At 69.6% G+C, this 19,513-nt stretch carries 18 protein-coding genes and 1 tRNA gene; 10 read left to right on the plus strand and 9 right to left on the minus strand.

The annotated features are described in order from the left end of the window. Genes dqs_RS20410 through dqs_RS03145 form a run of 4 tightly spaced genes read left to right on the plus strand, consistent with a single transcriptional unit; the run spans position 1 to position 5,298 of the window. The gene (locus tag dqs_RS20410) at positions 1-1,176 is read left to right on the plus strand and encodes a WD40 repeat domain-containing protein (protein ID WP_084018189.1); all 1,176 of its coding nucleotides are present in this window, start codon (positions 1-3) and stop codon (positions 1,174-1,176) included. Beyond that, positions 1,173-3,269 carry a hypothetical protein gene (locus dqs_RS03135; protein ID WP_157108138.1) on the plus strand — a complete coding sequence of 699 codons (2,097 nt, stop codon included), beginning with the start codon at positions 1,173-1,175 and terminating at the stop codon, positions 3,267-3,269. The genes dqs_RS20410 and dqs_RS03135 overlap by 4 nt, the downstream gene beginning before the upstream one ends. Beyond that, a complete protein-coding gene (locus dqs_RS03140) occupies positions 3,266-3,586 on the plus strand; it encodes a hypothetical protein (protein ID WP_065339644.1) in 321 nt (106 codons plus the stop codon). Before dqs_RS03135 ends, dqs_RS03140 begins: the two co-directional genes overlap by 4 nt. Then, complete coding sequence (locus tag dqs_RS03145) at positions 3,583-5,298, plus strand: hypothetical protein (RefSeq protein WP_065339645.1); 1,716 nt, start codon at positions 3,583-3,585, stop codon at positions 5,296-5,298. Before dqs_RS03140 ends, dqs_RS03145 begins: the two co-directional genes overlap by 4 nt. A gap of 26 nt (positions 5,299-5,324) precedes the next feature. Here dqs_RS03145 and dqs_RS20650 read toward each other — a convergent pair whose 3' ends face one another. Continuing rightward, a complete protein-coding gene (locus dqs_RS20650; protein ID WP_084018191.1) occupies positions 5,325-5,618 on the minus strand; it encodes a helix-turn-helix domain-containing protein in 294 nt (97 codons plus the stop codon). A 66-nt stretch (positions 5,619-5,684) separates the two neighbouring features. On the opposite strand from dqs_RS20650, the gene dqs_RS03150 reads away from it, so the two are divergent. Then, complete coding sequence (locus dqs_RS03150) at positions 5,685-6,404, plus strand: SOS response-associated peptidase (protein ID WP_065339646.1); 720 nt, start codon at positions 5,685-5,687, stop codon at positions 6,402-6,404. Between the two features lie 129 nt (positions 6,405-6,533). Here dqs_RS03150 and dqs_RS03155 read toward each other — a convergent pair. From dqs_RS03155 to dqs_RS03175, 5 genes are all read right to left on the minus strand, one after another. Beyond that, positions 6,534-6,609, minus strand: a tRNA-Lys gene (locus dqs_RS03155). A gap of 104 nt (positions 6,610-6,713) precedes the next feature. Then, positions 6,714-7,265, minus strand: a complete 552-nt coding sequence (gene ruvC, locus dqs_RS03160; protein WP_011764306.1) for a crossover junction endodeoxyribonuclease RuvC — start codon at positions 7,263-7,265, stop codon at positions 6,714-6,716. A 34-nt stretch (positions 7,266-7,299) separates the two neighbouring features. After that, on the minus strand, positions 7,300-7,620 hold the full coding sequence (locus dqs_RS03165; RefSeq protein ID WP_011764307.1) for a heavy metal-binding domain-containing protein: 321 nt from the start codon (positions 7,618-7,620) through the stop codon (positions 7,300-7,302). A 30-nt stretch (positions 7,621-7,650) separates the two neighbouring features. Then, a complete protein-coding gene (locus tag dqs_RS03170; protein WP_065339647.1) occupies positions 7,651-8,529 on the minus strand; it encodes a DMT family transporter in 879 nt (292 codons plus the stop codon). A gap of 94 nt (positions 8,530-8,623) precedes the next feature. Next, the gene (locus dqs_RS03175) at positions 8,624-9,349 is read right to left on the minus strand and encodes a YebC/PmpR family DNA-binding transcriptional regulator (protein ID WP_011764309.1); all 726 of its coding nucleotides are present in this window, start codon (positions 9,347-9,349) and stop codon (positions 8,624-8,626) included. Between the two features lie 130 nt (positions 9,350-9,479). Here dqs_RS03175 and dqs_RS03180 point away from each other — a divergent pair, with 130 nt between their 5' ends. Then, a complete protein-coding gene (locus tag dqs_RS03180; RefSeq protein WP_065339648.1) occupies positions 9,480-10,124 on the plus strand; it encodes a hypothetical protein in 645 nt (214 codons plus the stop codon). A gap of 38 nt (positions 10,125-10,162) precedes the next feature. Then, positions 10,163-11,674 (plus strand): helicase HerA-like domain-containing protein, encoded by a 1,512-nt coding sequence (locus dqs_RS03185; protein WP_065339649.1) that lies wholly within the window; start codon positions 10,163-10,165, stop codon positions 11,672-11,674. A 36-nt stretch (positions 11,675-11,710) separates the two neighbouring features. On the opposite strand, the gene dqs_RS03190 is transcribed toward dqs_RS03185, so the two are convergent. Continuing rightward, complete coding sequence (locus tag dqs_RS03190) at positions 11,711-12,601, minus strand: LysR family transcriptional regulator (protein WP_065339650.1); 891 nt, start codon at positions 12,599-12,601, stop codon at positions 11,711-11,713. A 129-nt stretch (positions 12,602-12,730) separates the two neighbouring features. Here dqs_RS03190 and dqs_RS03195 point away from each other — a divergent pair, with 129 nt between their 5' ends. From dqs_RS03195 to dqs_RS03205, 3 genes are all read left to right on the plus strand, one after another. Further along, the gene (locus dqs_RS03195) at positions 12,731-14,194 is read left to right on the plus strand and encodes an MFS transporter (protein ID WP_169823502.1); all 1,464 of its coding nucleotides are present in this window, start codon (positions 12,731-12,733) and stop codon (positions 14,192-14,194) included. Positions 14,195-14,272: 78 nt separating this feature from the next. Further along, positions 14,273-15,229 carry a DMT family transporter gene (locus dqs_RS03200; RefSeq protein ID WP_065339652.1) on the plus strand — a complete coding sequence of 319 codons (957 nt, stop codon included), beginning with the start codon at positions 14,273-14,275 and terminating at the stop codon, positions 15,227-15,229. 91 nt (positions 15,230-15,320) lie between these two features. Continuing rightward, positions 15,321-16,982, plus strand: a complete 1,662-nt coding sequence (locus dqs_RS03205; protein WP_065339653.1) for a methyl-accepting chemotaxis protein — start codon at positions 15,321-15,323, stop codon at positions 16,980-16,982. A 7-nt stretch (positions 16,983-16,989) separates the two neighbouring features. Here the strand turns inward: dqs_RS03205 and dqs_RS03210 are convergent, their stop codons facing one another. Next, positions 16,990-18,174: an MFS transporter gene (locus dqs_RS03210; protein WP_065339654.1), complete on the minus strand. Its 1,185-nt coding sequence runs from the start codon at positions 18,172-18,174 to the stop codon at positions 16,990-16,992. A 109-nt stretch (positions 18,175-18,283) separates the two neighbouring features. Then, a complete protein-coding gene (locus dqs_RS03215) occupies positions 18,284-19,492 on the minus strand; it encodes an MFS transporter (RefSeq protein ID WP_065339655.1) in 1,209 nt (402 codons plus the stop codon). Positions 19,493-19,513 lie beyond the last annotated feature (21 nt).

Consider the following 19,513-nt stretch of genomic DNA (forward strand, 5'->3'; position numbering starts at 1 on the left):
ATGGCGACCGGCGTTCTCGTTGTCGGGTGTACGGGGGCCCTCCTCGAGGCCTATGACGCGGCCGACACCTCGCGCTGCATCGACACCACCTCGCTGTACGCCGGCATTTCTTCGGGCACGATCAACGGCGCGGCGTGGAGCCCCGACGGCACGCTGCTGGCCCTCGCGCTCAGCGTGTCCCCGTACCTTGCCGTCGTCGATACGGCCACCGGCGCTACCGTGGAGCTAAGCAGCAACCCGGCCAACGCGGGCAATGGGGTAGCGTGGTCTCCTGACGGTACCCGACTTGCGGTGGCTCATGGGACGGCGCCCTACCTGACGGTGTATGAGACCGCAGGCTGGACCAAGCTGACCTTCACCAGTACGGCGCCGGAGGGCACGGGCCAGTCTTGCGCCTGGTCGCCGGACGGCACAATGCTCGCGGTGGGCCACGTCACCAGCCCGTACTTGTCGGTGTACAACGTGGCTACGGGCACGCGCATCTCGCTCGTTGGTGGCAATCCGGCCGGTACCGGGTTGGGTGTGTCCTGGTCTCCGGATGGCACCCGCTTGGCCGTGGCCCATTCGACCACGCCCTTCTTGACCGTCTACAACACCGCGGACTGGTCCAAGGTGACGATCGCGGGCGGCGCCCCGGCGGGCGTGGGTCGGGCGTGCGCGTTCAACATCGACGGCTCGCGCCTGGCAGTGGCACACGCGACCTCGCCCTACCTGACCGTTTACAACGCCGCCGACTGGTCCAAGCGGACGCTCTCCAGCAACCCCACCGGTACCGGCAACGGCGTGACCTGGTCTCCGGACGGCACGCGCCTCGCGCTCGCGCACACCACCGCGCCGTGCCTCACCGTCTACAGCGCCACGACGCTCGCCAAAGTCACGTGGGCCAACAGCCCCGCCAACCAGGGCAACTGCTGCACTTGGCGCGCAGCCGCACCGCTGCGGGTGGCTGCGGTGGCGCCCAATGTCGTTAAGGACGATGCGGGCGCGCCGGCCAGCCGGGTGCATCGCATTTACCGACGCGCCAACGGCGATCTGCTCGGCGTGCGGACATCGAGCGCCGGCGGGGAGTACTCGGCGCCATTCCTCACCGGCATGCCGGTGCAGGTCGTGGTGTTGGATGACGACGACGGCGCCGTATACAACGACAAGATCCTCGGGCGGGTGATCCCGGCATGAGCTACACCCCGCCTGCCGGGACCGCAGCGGCTGTCAGCTGGGTCGGAGACGCCCCTTACACACCGCCGGCCGGCACTGCCGCCGCCGTCACGTTCAGCGAGGCCGCCCCCGAAGCGCGGGCGCTGTTCCCATCGCCACTTGGCGAGTTTGGCGCGGTGGCCTTGGTGGTGCAGCCGGAGGCGCAGGCGACGTTTACCTCCCCCTTGGGAGAGTTCGGCGCAGTGGCCTACGCGCCCCCCGCCGCGATCGCGGGCATCCCGTCTCCGCTGGGCGAGGTCATGGGCACCGCCCGGGTGACGCCCACGGCGATCGCCGGCATCCCGTCTCCGCTGGGCGAGGTCATGGCGCTGGCGTGGCACGGCCAGCCGGCGGCGCCGGCGCCTGACGCCGGAGAGACGACGCTCCGGTGGCGCGCCCGCGTCACGCTGGGCGGGGTGGATATCTCTGATCGCCTGGTGGGGCCGGTATCGGTCGAGGGCGCCGAGGGCGAGGCGGCGATCGCCGAGTTCTCGTACCAGCCGTCCGGCCCGCTCGACCCGCTGTCCGTGATCGGCCAGGCGGTCGTGATCGAGTTCGAGCGCCTGGCGTCGACGCCCTATGTCCGCAGGATGTTCACCGGGGTGGTGGAGGAGCCGCGGATCGATATCCAGGCCGGCATCGTGACCTGCCTGTGCCACGACCAGCTGCAAGAGCGGCTTGCCCTGCAGCCGCGCACCTGGATCGATGCGGCCGTCGGGGGGCGCTGGTCCGAGGTCGTCTCGGGCAGCCCATCCGACAACTGGGAGTACGCCCAGGCGCGCCTCGCCTCGGTACCGGCCTCGATCGCGCTCGACCCCTACGGCAACCCGGTGCTGCTCCCGTGGCGCGGCGCCGGCATCGACACCGCCGTGACCGTCACCGAGGACGACTGGGACGACGGCTCGCTGCAGGTGACATTGCCCAGCCGGGACAGCCTGCGCACGCGCGTTACCGTGCGGCTGCAGTACCGTTACCAGCGCCTACGGGCGCGCACCATCGTTGCCGAGTGGTCGCGCCCGATCAGCTTCTTTTTTTGGCGCGAAACGAGTGGCGCGCGGCACAGCGTCGCGTGGCTTACCACGGCGATGGTGCAGAGCGCCTGCGAGGGCCTGAGCGGCTGGGAGATGCTCGGCACGGTTCAAATCACCCACCCGGCGCCGGGCCTGTACCTCAATGAGGGCTGGTCGGACGGTGGTTTCGCGATCGCAGCCGACCAGGCTCAGGATCTCGTGCTCGGCTTTGCGGCCTACGCTGGCGCCCGCTGGCAGCAGACCGTGACCGAGGACTACACCCTCAACTTGGTCAATACGGCGCTGGAGACGGCGCTCGGCAAAGAGATCGGCGACGAGATCGGCGCCAACCTGGTTGCCGAGTTCGACCAGGCCGCGTGGCAGACAGACCCGAGTGTCGGCCCGGGGCCGATCCTGGTCTCAACCACGACCTCCAGCGAGCCGCCGCCGCTGGGCGACACCATCGAGACGTGGCAACCCGAGGGTGCCGACGCCGCGGCGCGCGACGAGACGCTGCGCGTGCTGCTCGACCAGGCGTGGGTACGGCTGGCCGCCTCGACCCGGTCCGGCCGTGTGAGCTGGAGTGGGTCCATCCGGCCCGACCTCTGGTTGGACTGGTGGATCACGGTCAACAGCACGCGGCTGCGCGCGGCCGGCAAGGTCGCCGCCTACAAGCACGTGCTCGATCCGGAGGCGGGATGGGCCAGCACGTCGGTCGAGCTGGCCGTGGCGCTGCCCGGCAACACCTACCAGGCGCTTCCGGACTGGACGCTGCCCGCAGCACCCGCCGACACGTCGCCGGCCGGCACCTACAGCTGCACGATCGGGGCATACGTGGGTGGCCTGGTCGAGAGCGCGCCGTGGGACGAAGAGACCATGATCGGCTTTGCGACCAACACGCAGGACTTGCTGACCGACGCCGAAAAAGCCGACCGCGAGTGGTACCCGCACCAGCTGAGCATCCAGACGCCGGAGATCGAGGAGACCGCGCGCGACCCGCTGACCCTGAGCGCCAGCGAGACCGTGAGCGTCAGAGTACCCACTGACCTGTTGGAGTTCCTATGAGCGGCATTCCCGCATCGCCCATGGCGGACGCGCTTAAGGCGTTCGTGGATCGCAACAAGGGCTGGAAGCAGATTGCGGACGCGATCCCGGTGGGCCCGCGGCCGGGCACGGTGTCCACCGGGCGGCCCTCGACCACGCCCGGCAGCTCGACGGGCGGGGGCTCTTTCGTCGAATCGGACTACACCCTGCGCCAGTACCACGCCAAGGTCGTCAAAGAGACCACGGACGGCGTGTTCACGTTTGAGATTGAGCCGATTAAGCGGGTGCAGGGCTACAACGATCAGTTCCAGCAATACGAGCCGCCGCCCGCCGAATGAGCCTCGACCGCAACTCGCCCGCCCGAGAGGTGCTCGGCCGCCTCGGTCTGATTGGCCACCCGTGGCACGGCCTGTGCCGCGCGGGCGTGCTGACCTTACCCAACGGGACCACCCGCCCCTACGCCCAGCCGGCAAGCGGCGACGCCTACGTGCTGCGCGTGCCAGGCGTGCCCGCGGTGGAGCGCTCCCCCGAGGACGCGGCCGACGATGTCGTCACCGGCCGCACTTGGTTGCCCTACGCCATCGTCTCGGGCAGCGACTACCAGATCTACAGCCGGCCGCTCGGGGCCGGCCGCTGGGTGTATGTGGATTCGGCCGGGGATCGCTGGCTGGTGACGACGACACTGCACGGTGCGACTCTGGACACCCTCACGGCCGGCAGCACGATCACCGTCACCCTGGCGCGGTTTGGGGTCATCGGTGGGACGCCGGCGACGCACACCTACACGGTGACGGTGCCCGATCTCGGCCAGGCCACGCCGACGCTGTACCGCCCCACCTCGACCGGCGCATCGGTGCTGGCCCCCGATCTGGTGACGGGGCGCCTCTTTGCCATCCACCCGAGCGGCACCGCCGCGGTCTTCCAGCTCGCGCACGAGGTCGATGCGCTGATCCGCAACTCCCAGGCGCGCTGGCGCCCCTGTGGCTGGATGGAGCTGCAGATCACCGGCGCGGGCGCGTCGGCCGCGGTGTCGCTGGTGGTGCTCAAGACGCGTCGCGAGACGGTGGGCACCAGCGTGTTCGACTCGGACCTGCATGTGTACATGCTCTACCAGCGGGTGCCGGAGATTACCTACTACGAGGGCACGTCGCCCTATCCGACCTGCGGCGGGACCAGGGTCACCGAGACAGTCACCAGCGAGGTCTTCGAGCGGGAGGTCTTCGACGGCTACCCTGACCTGAGCGGCGCGGACGTCTATCTCGCGGCCGAGTGGCCACTCGGAGGGAGCCAGTGGTCGATGCTGCGCGGGTGGTTGCAGCAAGTCAGCGAGTTTGTGATCGGCGTGGCCTACGACGCGACCGGCGCGCTGGAATACACGACGGCGCGCTACACCCTGTACCAGGACAACGACGCCAGCCAGGAGCTGGTGGTCGAGCGCGAAGAGCGGACCGTCTTTAACTGGGTGGCGGGCGACGGCGCGTGTTACGCCTCCGGCCTGGTCTTCCACCAGAGCCGCGCCTACCGTGTGTCCCACTCTGGGACCACGACAACGACACTGACCATATCGCTGCGGCGAAACGGCGTGGAGTTCGAATCGCACGTATCGGAGCCCGTCGTGGTGACGCAGACGTGGGAACTGACCGGCGCGGCGACCACGCCAGCTCACGAACTCGTCGCCATGGACACGACCACCGAGGCGTATGGCGACGTGCGGTCCGGTGGTGGCGGTTGGCAGAACTGGCTGCTCGGCAATGCGCTGGCGGAGGACTACCAGGACCAGCGGGCGTTGCTCATGATGGAAGCCACAGCGCGTATCGGATCGACCACTGGCGCTGGCTATCTCGCGTACTACTTCATCGCTCAGCCCTATAGCAGCAGCGTCTATGGCATACAGCGCCGCAAGCGAATTGGGCAGACCGTCCAGACCAGGTCCGACCAGCATGAGATCGGCAGCGAGACAGTCATTAATGCAGGCGACACCGTGTACGCAAGTCGCCACCCGGTAACGGGAGCGCTGGCGGTTGATACGGTGCCGGTGTGTTGGGTGTAACCGCGAACGTTACGGTGAAACCAAGCTCAACCCTTACGGCTTGCTGCAGCACGTTCGGTCGTTGCAGGTTCCTTTAGAGCAGCGAGTTCCGAGGGTTTTCGGATCTGTCGGAGAGCCTCGACAATGCTATGCGACGTCGCCTCCGAGCCCAATGCGATGTTGAGCAGGATCTGTAGAGGCGCCGGGATATCTCGCCCGGACTCGTAACGGCAGGCGCCGCTTTGCGTGATGCTGAAGGACTCCCAGAACTTAGTTTGGTTCATGCCCAAGCGCTTTCGATAGGCACGAATTTGGGCGCCACTATAGGTTTTGAGCTTCATGAAGATAGCCTAGCTGCGGGAGGCGTATCTTAGGCCAGATCGATCCCCTGCTTCAGGAAACGCCCAATGTGCGGACGCTATGCCCTTTACGGGCCACGATCGCGTCACAGAGATGAGTTCGGAGCCACGTTCAGCATTCTCGACCGGCTGCCTCCCGAGGTCTGGAACCCGTACAACATCGCGCCGAGCACGTGCGTTCCAGTGGTGCTTGCCCAGTCCGATGGCAGCAGGGTCGTCGATCTTGCACGGTGGGGCTTCCAACCTGCCTGGGTCGGCGATGACTCTAAGCTCGGTCACCCGATCAACGCAAAGCTGGAGACGGCGCCGGAAAAGCGTCTGTTCCGTGCTGCTTTTCGCTCCAGCCGTGTCCTGGTTCCGGCCTCTGGCTTCTACGAATGGCTCTCGACGGCAGCGGGGAAGCAGCCGTTCTTCTTCCGACACCGAGACGAAGATCGGGACTTCGGGCTCGGCGGCATCGTGACGCGCACAGGGTCTGACGCTGGCGCGACGCTTACCTTGGCGATCCTCACCACTGTCCCGAACGCGGCGGTCGCGCCGGTCCACGACCGCATGCCCGTGATTGTGCGTCCCGAGCACTACCAGGCGTGGCTCGATCCATCGCTTTCAGATGCAGATCTGGTCAGGGAGTTGGGCTCTGATTTCCCGGCAGACCAGATGACGTCGTACCCGGTCTCGAAGGCCGTTGGTAGTCCGCGAGCGCGAGGCGTTGAACTGGTGACGCCGACCCCCGAGAGCGGGAGTAACGGCGACCTTTTCGCGCAATGACAAAAAACGCGCAAATCGGTGCCAAAAGCGGCGCGCCGTTACAGCGGCCACCGGGCCCGTGCTCGCGTACGTCAGCCAGAAAAGCAAAAAGGCCAGTTCTGACGAACTGGCCTTGACGCTTGAATTCTGTGGTGGGGGCACAAGGATTCGAACCTTGGACCTACTGATTAAGAGTCAGCTGCTCTACCAACTGAGCTATACCCCCTTGCCGTTTCTCGCTGCGCTGTGTTGCCCGGCGTCGAGAAGCGCGCATATTAGCCGGCGTTCAGCCGTTGCGCAAGCGTTTCGCTGAATTTTCTTGCAAGTCGGTTACAAGCTCAGGATGCGCCCTGCGCGCCGGCGGCCGCCGATACCGGCCTGCCCGCCCAGGCCCTGGCCCCCATGAGCATGGCAGATCGCGCATGCGAGCGCGTCGGCGGCGTCGGGACCGGGGCTGGCGTCGAGCGCCAGCAGGCGCTGCACCATGTGCTGCACCTGCTCCTTGGCGGCCTTGCCGTAGCCGACCACCGACTGCTTGACCTGCAGCGCGGTGTATTCGGCTACCGGGAGGTCGCACGAGACCGCGCCGCAGATCACCGCGCCACGCGCCTGGCCCAGCAGCAGGGTCGATTGCGGGTTGACGTTGACGAAGACCTTTTCCACCGCCACCGCGTCCGGCTGGTAGGTGGCGATGACTTCGCGCACGCCGTCGAGCAGGGTCTTGAGGCGGCCGGGGAGTTCACCGTCGCGGGTCTTGATGCAACCGCTGGCGACGTAGCGCAGCTGGCTGCCGAGGGTGTCGATGACGCCGAAGCCGGTGATGCGCAGCCCCGGGTCCAGCCCGAGGATGCGGGTGGCGACGATGCGGCCGGCGCTGCTCATCGCACCGCCGCCGGGCGACCGCTGCGGCGTGCGCTCAAGCCGTGATCACCGCGGTGCCGCTGACGCAGACCATCAGCATGCCGTTGTCCTGGCCGAGGACTTCGTAGTCGATATCGATGCCGATCACCGCGTTGGCGCCGAGCTTGAGCGCCTGTTCCGCCATCTCCGCCATCGCCACCTCGCGTGCGTCCGCCAGAGAGCGTTCGTAGGCGCCGGCGCGGCCGCCGACGATGTTGCGGATCGAGGCGAAGAGGTCCTTGAAGATGTTGGCGCCGATGATGGCTTCGCCGGTGACGACGCCGAGATACTGCTGAACCGGCTTGCCTTCCAGGGTGGGGGTGGTGGTCATCAGCATGGCGTGTCCTCCGCGGGTGGTCGGGCGATTCTAACCCTTGCGCGCCAGCCACACGCCCGAGACCGCGACCACCATGCCGGCCAGCGCCAGCCCGCTCAGCGTCTCGCCGAACATCGCCCACGCGATCAGCGCGGTGGTGGGCGGCGTCAGGTAGAACAGGCTGGCGACGTTGACCGCGCTGCCACTGCGGATCAGCAGGTTGAGCAGGCTGATCGCGCCCACCGACAGCACCACCACGAGCCACAGCAGCGCGAACACGAATTCGCCGGTCCACTGGATCTGCATCGTCTCGGTCTGGCTGGCGACCAGCGCCGACAGCAGCAGCGTGGGCAGGAACTGCAGCACCGCGCCGGTGCGCAGGTCGAAGCGGGGGCAGAAGCGCTTCTGGTACAGCGTGCCGACGGTGATGCCGGCGAGCGCCGCCAGGGCCGGGGTCAGCATGTGCAGCAGGCGGTCGGCGTCGACACCGGCGCCGATCTTGTTGCTGACCACCAGCGCCACCCCGATGAAGCCGAGCGCCAGCCCGATCCACTGCCGTGCCGACACCCGCTCGCCAAGCAGCATGCCGGCGCCGAGCGCGGTCAGCAGCGGCTGCATGCCCACGACCAGCGCGGTCACGCCGGCAGGCAGGCCGCGGTGGATCGCCATGAACACGCCGCCGAGGTAGATCGCATGCACGAGGACGCCGGTGAGGGCGACGTGCGCCGCCTCCCGCGGGCTGCGCGGCCAGGGCGCGCGGGTTGCCAGTGCCACCGCCGCCATCAGCACCACCACCAGCACATAGCGCGTGGACAGGAAGGTCAGCGGCTCCGCATAGGGCAGGCCGAACTTGGCGCCGATGAAGCCGGTGCTCCACAGCACCACGAAGAGCAGCGGCATCAGCCGCTGGGCGGGAGAGGAAGCGGTCATGATGGTGGTGGGCGGTTGGCGGGGGAGAGGTCCGGCGGGGCCGGAAACGAAAAAGCGGCGCCGGGCGCCGCTTTGCAGGCCGGATCGGGCGTGCTTACTCGTCGAGTACCGCGGAGGTATAGACCTCCTGCACGTCGTCGAGCGATTCGAGCGCGTCGAGCAGCTTCTGCATGCGCGCGGCGTCGTCGCCGGAGAGTTCGGTCTCGTTCTGCGCCTTCATCGTCACTTCGCCGAATTCGGCGGTGAAGCCCGCCTTTTCCAGCGTTTCCTTGACCGTGGTGAACTCCCACGGCCCGGTGATGACCTCGATCGAGCCGTCGTCGTTGGCAACCACGTCCTCGGCGCCGGCTTCCAGCGCGGCTTCCATCAGCGCGTCCTCGTCGGTGCCGGGGGCGAACATCAGCTGGCCGCAGTGCTTGAACTGGAAGGCCACGCAGCCGTCGGTGCCCATGTTGCCGCCGTACTTGGAGAACGCGTGGCGCACGTCGGCCACGGTACGGGTCTTGTTGTCGGTGAGGCAATCGACCATCACCGCGGCGCCGGCGATGCCATAGCCTTCGTAGCGCGCTTCCTCGTAGGTCACGCCTTCGAGCTGGCCGGTGCCGCGCTTGATCGCGTTCTCGATGTTGTCCTTGGGCATCGACTCGGCCTTGGCCTTGTCGATCGCCAGGCGCAGGCGCGGGTTGGCGTTAGGATCGCCTCCGCCCATCTTGGCGGCGACGGTGACTTCCTTGATCAGCTTGGTGAAGACCTTGCCCCGCTTGGCGTCCTGGCGCCCCTTGCGGTGCTGGATGTTGGCCCATTTGGAATGACCAGCCATATAAACCTCGATGCAACCGTGTGCGATGGAAGCCCGCCATTATACAGACGGCACGGCAACTGCCGGCGCGCTCTGGTAGATTCGGCGCTGCATGCAGCCAGAATCCCACCGCGTCCCGGAGAGCCCCTCGATGTGCCTGTTGCGCCCCGTGTTGTTGTTCCTGCTGCTGCTCGCCGGCAGCGCCTTTGCGGCCGACGAGGAGCCGATCTACGGCGGCTGCGTGGATGCCCGCGGGGCGGCGGTCGTCACGCTGATCGACCCCCAACTGCCGTCCGCGGTCGCCACCGCCACCGAGGCCGGGCGCGCGGTCATCCGTCATAACCCCGACGCGCTGCCGCGGCTGCTCGCGGCCAGCCGCAGCTTTCTTTACGCACAGGCCTGCGCCCGGCTCAACCTTGGCTACCCGGCGGATGGCGAACTCGGCCTCGCCGAAGCGCAACGCGCCGACTGCGCGGCGCTCGCCACGCTGCAGCGCTCGGGCCTGCTCGCGAACACCTCGCTGCCTGCGCTGGAGGCCGATCTGCGGTTTTCCGACTCCGAATGGGCGGCGTTGCCGGGGCCGCGCCGGACCATCGGCTTTTCGGCCTGTCCACCGCCGTCGCGCGGCAATCTGCGCCTGCCGGGCGCGGAGGCGGCGGGCAGCCCGGCGTGGAATGCCTGCGTGCGCGCCTGCGCCGCGCCGCTGTACCAATGCCAGGCGCGCTGCGCGGCCGGGGGCTGCGCCGACTGCCAGGCGGCCTATGATCGTTGTAACCGCGCCTGCGACGGGCGCTGATACCCGTCCCGATACACCGACAACACCGGGGTGATGCCATGACCGAACCGCTGCTGATCGCCAAGACCCACGACAAGGACCTCTGCCTGCTGCCGCGGCTGGCCAACCGCCACGGCCTCATCACCGGCGCCACCGGCACCGGCAAGACCGTGACCCTGCAGCGCATGGCGGAATCCTTCGCCAGCATCGGCGTGCCGGTGTTCATGGCCGACGTGAAGGGCGACCTCTCCGGCATCGGCGCCGCCGGCGTCGCCTCCGACAAGCTGATGCAGCGGCTGGCCGCGATCGGCATCACCGAATTCACCCCGCGCGCCAACACCACGGTGTTCTGGGATGTGTACGGCGCCGCCGGCCATCCGGTGCGGGCGACGATCTCCGACATGGGGCCGCTGTTGCTGGCGCGCCTGCTCAACCTCAACGACACCCAGGCCGGCGTGCTGCAACTGGTGTTCAAGATCGCCGACGACAACGGCCTGCTGCTGCTCGACCTCAAAGACCTGCGGGCGATGATCCAGCACGTGGGCGAGAACGCGAAGAGTTTCACCACCGAGTACGGCAACGTCTCCGCGGCTTCGATCGGCGCCATCCAGCGCAACCTGCTGGCGCTCGAGGAGCAGGGCGGCGACGTGTTCTTCGGCGAGCCGATGCTCGACATCGCCGACCTGATGCAGACCGATGCCGACGGCCGCGGCGTCATCAATGTGCTCGCCGCCGACAAGCTCTACCACTCGCCCAAGCTCTACTCCACCTTCCTGCTGTGGATGCTGTCCGAACTCTTCGAGCAGCTGCCGGAAGTGGGCGACCTCGACAAGCCCAAGCTGGTGTTCTTCTTCGACGAGGCCCACTTGCTGTTCGCCGACGCGCCCAAGGCGCTGGTGGAAAAGGTGGAGCAGGTGGTACGGCTGATCCGCTCCAAGGGCGTCGGCGTCTATTTCGTCACCCAGAACCCGCTCGACGTGCCGGAAACCGTGCTCGGCCAGCTCGGCAACCGCGTCCAGCACGCGCTGCGCGCCTTCACTCCGCGCGACCAGAAGGCGGTGAAGACCGCCGCCGAAACCATGCGCGCCAACCCCGCTTTCGACGCCGCCACCGCGATCACCGAACTGGGCGTCGGCGAGGCGCTGGTGTCCTTCCTCGATGACAAGGGCCGTCCGGAAGTCGTGGAACGCGGCTTCGTCGTGGCGCCCGCCTCGCGGCTGGGTCCGCTGGCGCCGGCGGAGCGCGACGCGGCGATCCGCGCCTCGGTGCTCTACGGCCATTACGAGAAGGCGGTGGATCGCGAATCCGCCTACGAGATCCTGCGGGGCAAGGCTGCCGCCGCCGCGCAGCCGGAAGGCGCACCCGCCGGAAACGGCGGCGGTGCTGTGGGCGGCGCGGCGGGCGGAATCGACATGAACGACATCCTGTTCGGCTCCACCGGCCCGCGCGGCGGCAAGCGCGACGGGCTGGTGCAGATCGCCGCCAAGACCATCACCCGCACCATCGGCAGCTCGCTCGGCCGCCAGATCGTGCGTGGCGTGCTCGGCTCGCTGCTGGGCAGCAAGCGCTGAGGGTAGGCGTCGCCTCGCGGCCCCGGGGCGTGCGGCTCAGTCGCGCAGGAAGCGCTCGATCGCGTCCATGAACACGCGCGCCCGCGCGGGCACCAGCCCGCGGCCGGGCAGATGGGCATAGATCTTCAACGGATGCGGCACATGGTCCGCCAGCAGCGGCACCAGCGTGCCCGCTTCGAGTTCGCGCCGGCAGTACGAGGCGGCCAGCATGGTTGCGCCGTGGCCGGCGATCGCCGCCTGCAGGCGCAACGCCGCGTTGGTGGTGCGTAGCGGGCCGCGCGGCTGCACGCTGTGGGTGCGGCCGTCGGCGGCTTCGAAGTGCCAGCGCGCCTCACCGGGCATCGACAGGCAGGGCCAATCCTCCAGCTCCGCCACGCTGCGCGGCAACCCCAGCCGGCGCACCAGCGCGGGGGCTGCGTACAGCCCCCGGGCCACGCTATAGACCCGGCGCACTATCCGTTCGGAATCCGGCAGCGCCTCGCCGGTGGCAAAGAACACCACGTCATAGCCGCCGCTGGCGGGCTCGGCGCCGAGGATGCGGACGTCGATCTCGATCTGCAGCCGCGGATGGCGGTTGAGCACGTCGTTGACCACTTCGCCGAGCTGGATCGCGCCGAACTCGTAGGGCGTGGCAATCCGCAGCACGCCCTGCGGTTCGTCGCGCGCGTCGCCGGCCTCGGCCGCCACCGCATCCAGCCGTTCGAACAGCGGCAGCACCTGGGCCAGCATGCGCTCGCCCTGCTCGGTCAGCGCCAGCCGGCGCGTGCTGCGTTCGATCAGGCGCTGGCCGAGCTGGCGTTCCAGTCGTGCCACCGCGTGGCTGACCGAGGATTTCGGCAGGTCGAGCTGCTCGGCCGCGCGGGTGAAGCTGCCGCTTTGCGCGACGGTGGCGAAGGCGTACCAGTCGTTCCAGTTGATTGTTCGCATGGTTGCACAGAGCGTACATATCGAGATGTTTATTCAATGTTACGCACAATGTAAGTTGCGTGCATGTCGCCTCCGCCCCCGTCCTTTCCGCCCCCCGCGGTCCCGTGCACGGCCGCTCCCGCCCGTGCGGTGCTGCTCAGCGCCCACCCCGAACTGCGGCCGCTGCGCGTCCATGCCTTCGGGGCCACGCTGGGACTGGTGGCCGGGGTGGATTTCGTTGCCGCGATCCTGATCGCGATGGCGGGCACCCAGGTCCAGCATGGCCTGGGGGTGGCACCGCGCGACTTCCTGTGGGCGCTGACCAGCTACGCGGTGGCGGCGGTGATGGCCAACCTGATGCTGGTGCAGCTGGCGGGGCGGGTGAACTACCGCCGCTTCACGCTCGCCAGCCTGACGGTCTTCATCGCCGGCGCGCTCGGCTGCGCGGCGGCCAGCTCGCTGCCGGCCTTCACCGCGGCCCGCCTGGTGCAGGGCCTGGGTGGCGGCGGGCTGTTCGCGGCGGCACGCATCCTGGCCCAGTACAGCTCGCAGCCGCAGGAGCGGCTGTCGCTGTTCTGGGGCTTCGGCGTGGCCAACTTCGCGCTCGTCGCGCTCGCCCCCTGGCTGGCGGGCTGGCTGGTGGCCCATCACGGCTGGCACACCCTGTTCCTGCTGCAGGCGGGGCTGGCGCTGCCCTTGCTGCCGCTGGTGGCGTGGCTGTATCCGCGCGTCGAGCGCACCCCGTCGCGCGCCCTCGGCCGGCTGGACTGGCCCGGCGTGCTGGCCTTTGCCGGCGGGGCGCTGCTGCTGGTCCATGCGCTGGAGCACCTGCGCTATCTCAGCCGTGCGGAACTGCCGCAGCTGGCCGCCTACGCGCTGCTCGGGCTGGTGCTGCTGGGGGTGGTGATGCGGCGCTTCGCGCGCCATCCCGACCCCTGGCTCGATCCGCGCCGGCTGGCCAGCCGCCGCTACCTGGCCGGGCTCGCCTTCTACGGCGTGTTCTACCTGATCTGCGGCTACTGGAACTTCCTGGTCCCGGCGGTGCTGGTCGACGGCCTGGGCTTCGGCCTCGACACGGTGGGCGGGCTGCTCGCGCTCGGCGGGCTCACCACGCTGGGCGCGGTGGTCGTCTTCCATCTCTGCCTGCCCTACATCATGCGCAAGCGCCGCTATATCGCGCTCGGCTATGTCGGCCTCGCGGCCGCCTTCACGCTGATGGCCGTCAGCGCGCGGCCCGGTGCCGGGGTGCTGGACGTGCTGCCGCCCATCGTGCTGCAGGGGGCGATGCCGGTGCTGGCGCTGCTGCAGGTGGCGATGATGACCTTCGTCGACATGCCGACCGAGGACTTTGCCCACGCCTACGCGTTCAAGAACATCGTCCGCGAGATCCTCAACGCGCTCGGCACCGGGCTCGCGGTGCTGCAGCTGCACCACGGCACCGCGGCGGCGCAGGCGGCGATGCAGGCCGCCACCCCCGGCCCGCTGCAGCCCCACCTGGCCGAGGTGGTGCATCGGGCGGCGGTGGGCACCGCCGCCGGCCAGATGCTGTCCGGCCTGGCGCTGGCCTGCCTGCTGGTGGCGGCGGTTGCGGTGTGGCAGCGCGCGCTGCGCTGAGCGCATCTCGCGCGCGCGGTTGTCTGCGCGCGGCGGCGATGGCCTAATCGCGGATTCGATCGGAATGGCGGGGCGGTAATGACGGCGGCAAGTAGCAAGGCGGCAGAGGGCGGTGGTGCGCCGCCGGTCGCGTCCCAGGCGGTGAGCGGGCGTGCGCTCGGGTTCGCGTTCGCCATCGCCGGCGCGGTCGGCTTCTCGTTCAAGGCCATCCTGGTCAAGCTCGCCTACCGGCATCAGGTGGATGCGGAAACCCTGCTGGCGCTGCGGATGGCGTTTTCGCTGCCTTTCTTCCTGGTGATGGGCTGGGCCGCCAGCCGCCGCGCCGCCGACCGTCTGTCGGCGCGCGACTGGGTCTGGATGGCGGGGCTGGGGCTGTTCGGCTACTACCTCGCCAGCTACCTCGATTTTCTCGGGCTGGATTACATCTCCGCCGCGCTCGAGCGGCTGATCCTGTTCCTGTATCCCACCATCGTGATCGTGCTGTCGGCGCTGTTCCTCGGCAAGCCGATCACGCGCCGGATGCTGGCGGCGCTGGCGCTGTGCTACCTCGGCATCGCGCTCGCGGTGGGGCACGACCTGGATGTTTCGGGCACGGTGCAGGAAGTGGCGCTCGGTTGCGCGCTGGTGTTCGCCAGCGCAGTGAGCTACGCGCTGTACCTGATGGGCAATGGCCAGGTGGTGGGCAGGCTCGGCTCGTCGCGCGTCACCGCGTACGCGAGCAGCTTCGCGTGCTTCTTCAGCCTCGGCCAGTTCGTGCTGATGCGTCCGCTGGAGGTGCTGCTTGCGCAGGCCTGGCAGGTGTATGCCTACGCCGGGCTGATGACCGTGTTCAGCACCGTCGCGCCGGTGTGGATGGTGTCCGAGGCGATCCGCCGCCTCGGTGCCGGCCCGGTGTCGCTCACCGGCACGCTCGCGCCGGCGATCACGATGCTGTTGGGCTGGATCATCCTGGGCGAGCAGATCGGCCTGTTCCAGTTGCTCGGCATGACGATGGTGGTGGCCGGGGTGATGGTGGTGGCGCGGCCACGGCGCTGATCCCCGCGCCGCTCGTCGGCGCGATTGTTACACGTCACGAAGCTGTCACCTGCCGCTGCAATGCTTCGCGCCCTTTCTGATGGGAGCGGGCATGCGGATACGAAGCAAGCTGCTGGCGCTGGTCGCCTGCGGCGTCATCGGGCTGGTGGTGTCGGGCGCGGTGAGCGTGGTGGGCATGCGCACCGTGGGCAGCGGCCTGCAGCACATCGACCGTAACAGCCTGCCTGCCATCCTGCAGCTGGAAACCATCAACGAGGCGCTGGCGTCGATTGCGCGCCGCACGCTGCAGGCGGCGATCTGGCGTGATGAATCCGGGGCCTACGGCCAGCAGGAGCTGGGCGAGGTCCTTGCGCTCAAGCAGGCGGCGTGGGCGCGGCTGGATGCCGCCTTTGCGGCCTATGGCGCGCTGCCGCGCGACGCCGCGGTGGAGCCGTTGTGGAAGGCTTTCGACGACAGTTTCACGCTCTGGCGCCGGCTCGATGCGCCGATGACCGAACTGCTCGAAGCGATGGTGCGCGGCATGACGCCCGAGGCGCAGCGCGAGGCCTTCGCCAGCTACTACGAATATCACTACGACCAGTACCGCGCGCTGGAGGCGACCCAGGCCAGCCTGCAGGCCCTGGTGGACGCGACGGCGGCGCAGGTGCGCGAGGACGCCGCGCTCGCCGTGGCACGTTCGGAGCGTTCGCTGTCGCTGCAGACCGCGGTCAGCGTCGCGGCGATCCTGGCGCTGTGCTGGATGGCCTTTTCGGTGCTGCGCTCGGTGTTGCGGCCGATCGAGGCGCTGCGCACCACGGTGCGCGAGATCGCCACCCGGAGCGACTTCACGCTGCGCGCGCCGGGGGAGGGCAAGGACGAAGTGGGCGAGACCGTGGCGGCTTTCAACGGCCTGGTCGAACGCACCCGCGCCGCGCTGGTGGACGTGCGCGAGCGGGCGGCGCAGATGCACGAAGCGGTGGCGGAGGTGTCGCGCGCAGCGCTGGGAGTGGCCGCCCGCGCCGAGCGCCAGAACGTATCGACTGGCGCGATGGCGGCGTCGCTGGAAGGGCTGACCGCGAGCATCAGCCAGGTGTCGGGCCACGCCGCCGCAGCGCGCGAGCTGTCGGTGGCCGCGGGGGAACGTGCGGGGGCGGGCGGCCGGGTGCTGGGCGACACGCTCGGCGCGATGGAATGCATTGCCGGCCGTGTTGGCGATGCCGGCCAGCTGATCGACCGCCTGGTCGGCGGGCTGCGCGAGGTGACGCAGGTGGTGGCGGTGATCCGCGAGGTGGCCGAGCAGACCAACCTGCTCGCGCTCAATGCCGCGATCGAGGCGGCGCGTGCCGGGGAGCAGGGGCGCGGCTTCGCGGTCGTCGCCGACGAGGTGCGGCGGCTGGCCGAGCGCACCGGGGACGCCACCGGCAACATCGCCGCGATCATGGCCCGCATCGAGCAGGCGGCCGCGATGTCCACGCAGGGCATGGCAGCGGCAGTGGAGGAGGCACGCCAGGGCGAGGCGCTTGCCGGCGAGGCCGGCGGCCATGTGCAGGCGATCCAGGAGGGGGCCGGGCGCGCGGCGGCCGCGGTGACCGACATCAGCCAGGCGTTGCAGGCGCAAAGCAGCGCCGGGCAGGACATTGTGCGTCACGTGGACGAGATCGCGCGCATGAGCGAGGAAAGCCGCCTCGCGTCTGCCGAGGCGGCCGACGCCGCGCGTCGGCTCGACGAACTGGCGGCGACGGTCGGTGCCACCGTCGGCCGCTTCCGCACCTGAGCAGCGGTCAGCGGCCGCCCTCGGTTGCCGGCCGAGCGGCGGCGAGGGAGCGCGCCTCCAGGCGGTGGGACCCGACGCTGAACGCCAGCGCCAGGATGGCCAGCGCCACCCCCACCCAGGGGATGCCGTCGTAGCCGACCCCCTGCCGTATGGCCACGCCGCCCACCCATGCGCCGATGGCGTTGCCGAGGTTGAACGCGCCCTGGTTGACCGTGGAGGCCAGATTGGGCGCGCCGGCAGCCTCGTTCACCACCCGCATCTGCAGCGGCGAGATCAGCGCGAAGGCGGCGACGCCCCACAGGAACACCACCGTCACCGCGCCGAGCGGCACCGGCAGCGCCGTGGGCAGTAGCGCCAGCACCGCGATCACCGCGACGAAGATGCCGATCACCGCCGGCATCAGCCGCCAGTCCGCCAGCCGCCCGCCGAGCAGGTTGCCGAGCGTGAGGCCGGCGCCGAACAGCAGCAGCACCAGCGTCACCCCGCGCGGCGAGATGCCGGTCACTTCCAGCAGCATCGGCGCGATATAGGTAAACACGCTGAACAGGCTGGCCGATGACAGCACGCTGATCAGCATCGCCAGCAGCACCTGCGTGCGGCGCAGTGCGCGCACCTCGTTGAGCAGGCCGCGGCTGCTGCCCGCGCCGAGGTCGTGCGGCGGCCAGCGGTGCAGCGTCAGCGCCGCGGCAACGCCGATCGCCACCACCGCCCAGAAGGTGGCGCGCCAGCCCGCGTGCTGGCCGAGCAAGGTGCCGAGCGGCACGCCGAGCACGTTCGCAAGCGTCAGCCCGGTGAACATCAGCGCGATCGCCTGGGCGCGACGTTCGGGCGCGACCAGCCCGGCGGCGACTACCGCGCCGAGGCCGAAGAAGGCACCGTGGCAGAACGCGGTGGCGATGCGCGCCGCCATCAGCGCGGCGTAGTCCGGCGCCAAGGCGCACAGCAGGTTGCCGGCGATGAACATGCCGATCAGGCCGAGCAGCGCGCGCCGGCGTTGCATGCGCGAGATCACCACGGCGAGGATGGGCGCGCCGATCACCACCCCCATCGCGTAGCCGGACACCAGCATGCCGGCGCGCGGGATGTCGACGCCGAGGTCGCGGGCGACCTCGGGCAGCAGACCCATGATGACGAATTCGGTGGTGCCGATGCCGAAGGAGGCGATGGCGAGGGCGAGGAGCGGAAGCGGCATGGGGCAGAAGGGTTTGCGGTGCTCGGATGGTGCGTTGCAGCATCTTACGCCCCGGCGGCGGCGGGCGCCGGGGCGGGTTTCAATATGCTGATGCCGCGCTGAGGCCGGGTCAGCGCCGCGCACCGAGGCGAAGTGCAAGCGCAACCGCACTGGCGGCGACCGCCACGCCGATTACGCCGTTCCAGCCCGCGTGGGCCAGCGCCAGGCTGCCGAGCGACGAGCCCGCCGCCATGCCGACGAACATGGTTGTGATCAGCAGCGCATTGATGCGGCTGCGCGCGCCGGCGTCCAGGCTGTAGACGATGCTCTGGTGGGCGACCAGCGCGGCCTGGATGCCGAAGTCGAAGCCGATTGCGCTCGCCACGATCAGACCGAGCCGGGCCGAAGGCGGCAGCAGCGGGGCCAGCCACATCGCTGCGAACGCCAGCAGTGCCAGGGCCGCGCCGAGCACGGTCACCGGCTGGGGGCCGCGACGGTCGGCAAGGCGGCCGGCGAGCGGCGCCGCCAGCGCACCCGCCGCGCCGGCCAGGCCGAAGGCGCCCGCCGCGGCGCTGCCGAGCTGGAAGCTGTCGTGCAGCATCACCGCCAGGGTGGACCAGAAGGCGCTGAAGCCTACCGACAGCAGTCCCTGCGCGAGGGCCGCGCGGCGCAGCGCCGGATGCGCCATCCACAACCCGCGCAGCGAGCCGAGCAGCGCAAGGTAGCTCGCCCGCGTGGTGGGTGGGATGTGCGGGATGCCGCGCCAGGCCACCACGCCGATCGCGGCGACCGCGAAGGCGGCGATGAAGTACATCGTGCGCCAGCCGAACTGCTCGGCGACGAAGCCGCTGACCACCCGCGACAGCAGGATGCCGAGCAGCAGTCCGGTCATCACCGTACCGACGATGCGGCCGCGCTGCCGCTCCGGCGCCAGCGCCGCAGCGGCCGGCACGATGTCCTGCGCCAGCGTGGCGGCGAGACCGACGCCGAGGCTGGCGGCGAGCAGCAGGCCGACGCCGGGGGCGAGGCCGCTGGCCAGCAGTGCGAGGGCGAGCAGCGCGGCCTTGAGGGCGATGATGCCGCGGCGGTCGTGGCGGTCGCCGAGCGGCGCCAGCAGCAGGATGCCGCAGGCGTAGCCGAGCTGGGTCAGCGTGGGAATCAGGCCGACGCGCGCGGCGTCGGCGCCGAGGTCGCCGGCGAGCACGCCGAGCATCGGCTGGCTGTAGTAGATCGAGGCGACACTGAGTCCGGCGCCGGCCGCGAGCAGCAGTACGAGCGTCGGACGTGGCCCCGCCTCGGCGGGAACGAAGGCTGCATACGCAGCCTGAATGTTGGCCATGATGGAAAGCTCCGGGGTGTG

This window comes from Azoarcus olearius, assembly GCF_001682385.1.
GTDB lineage: Bacteria > Pseudomonadota > Gammaproteobacteria > Burkholderiales > Rhodocyclaceae > Azoarcus > Azoarcus olearius.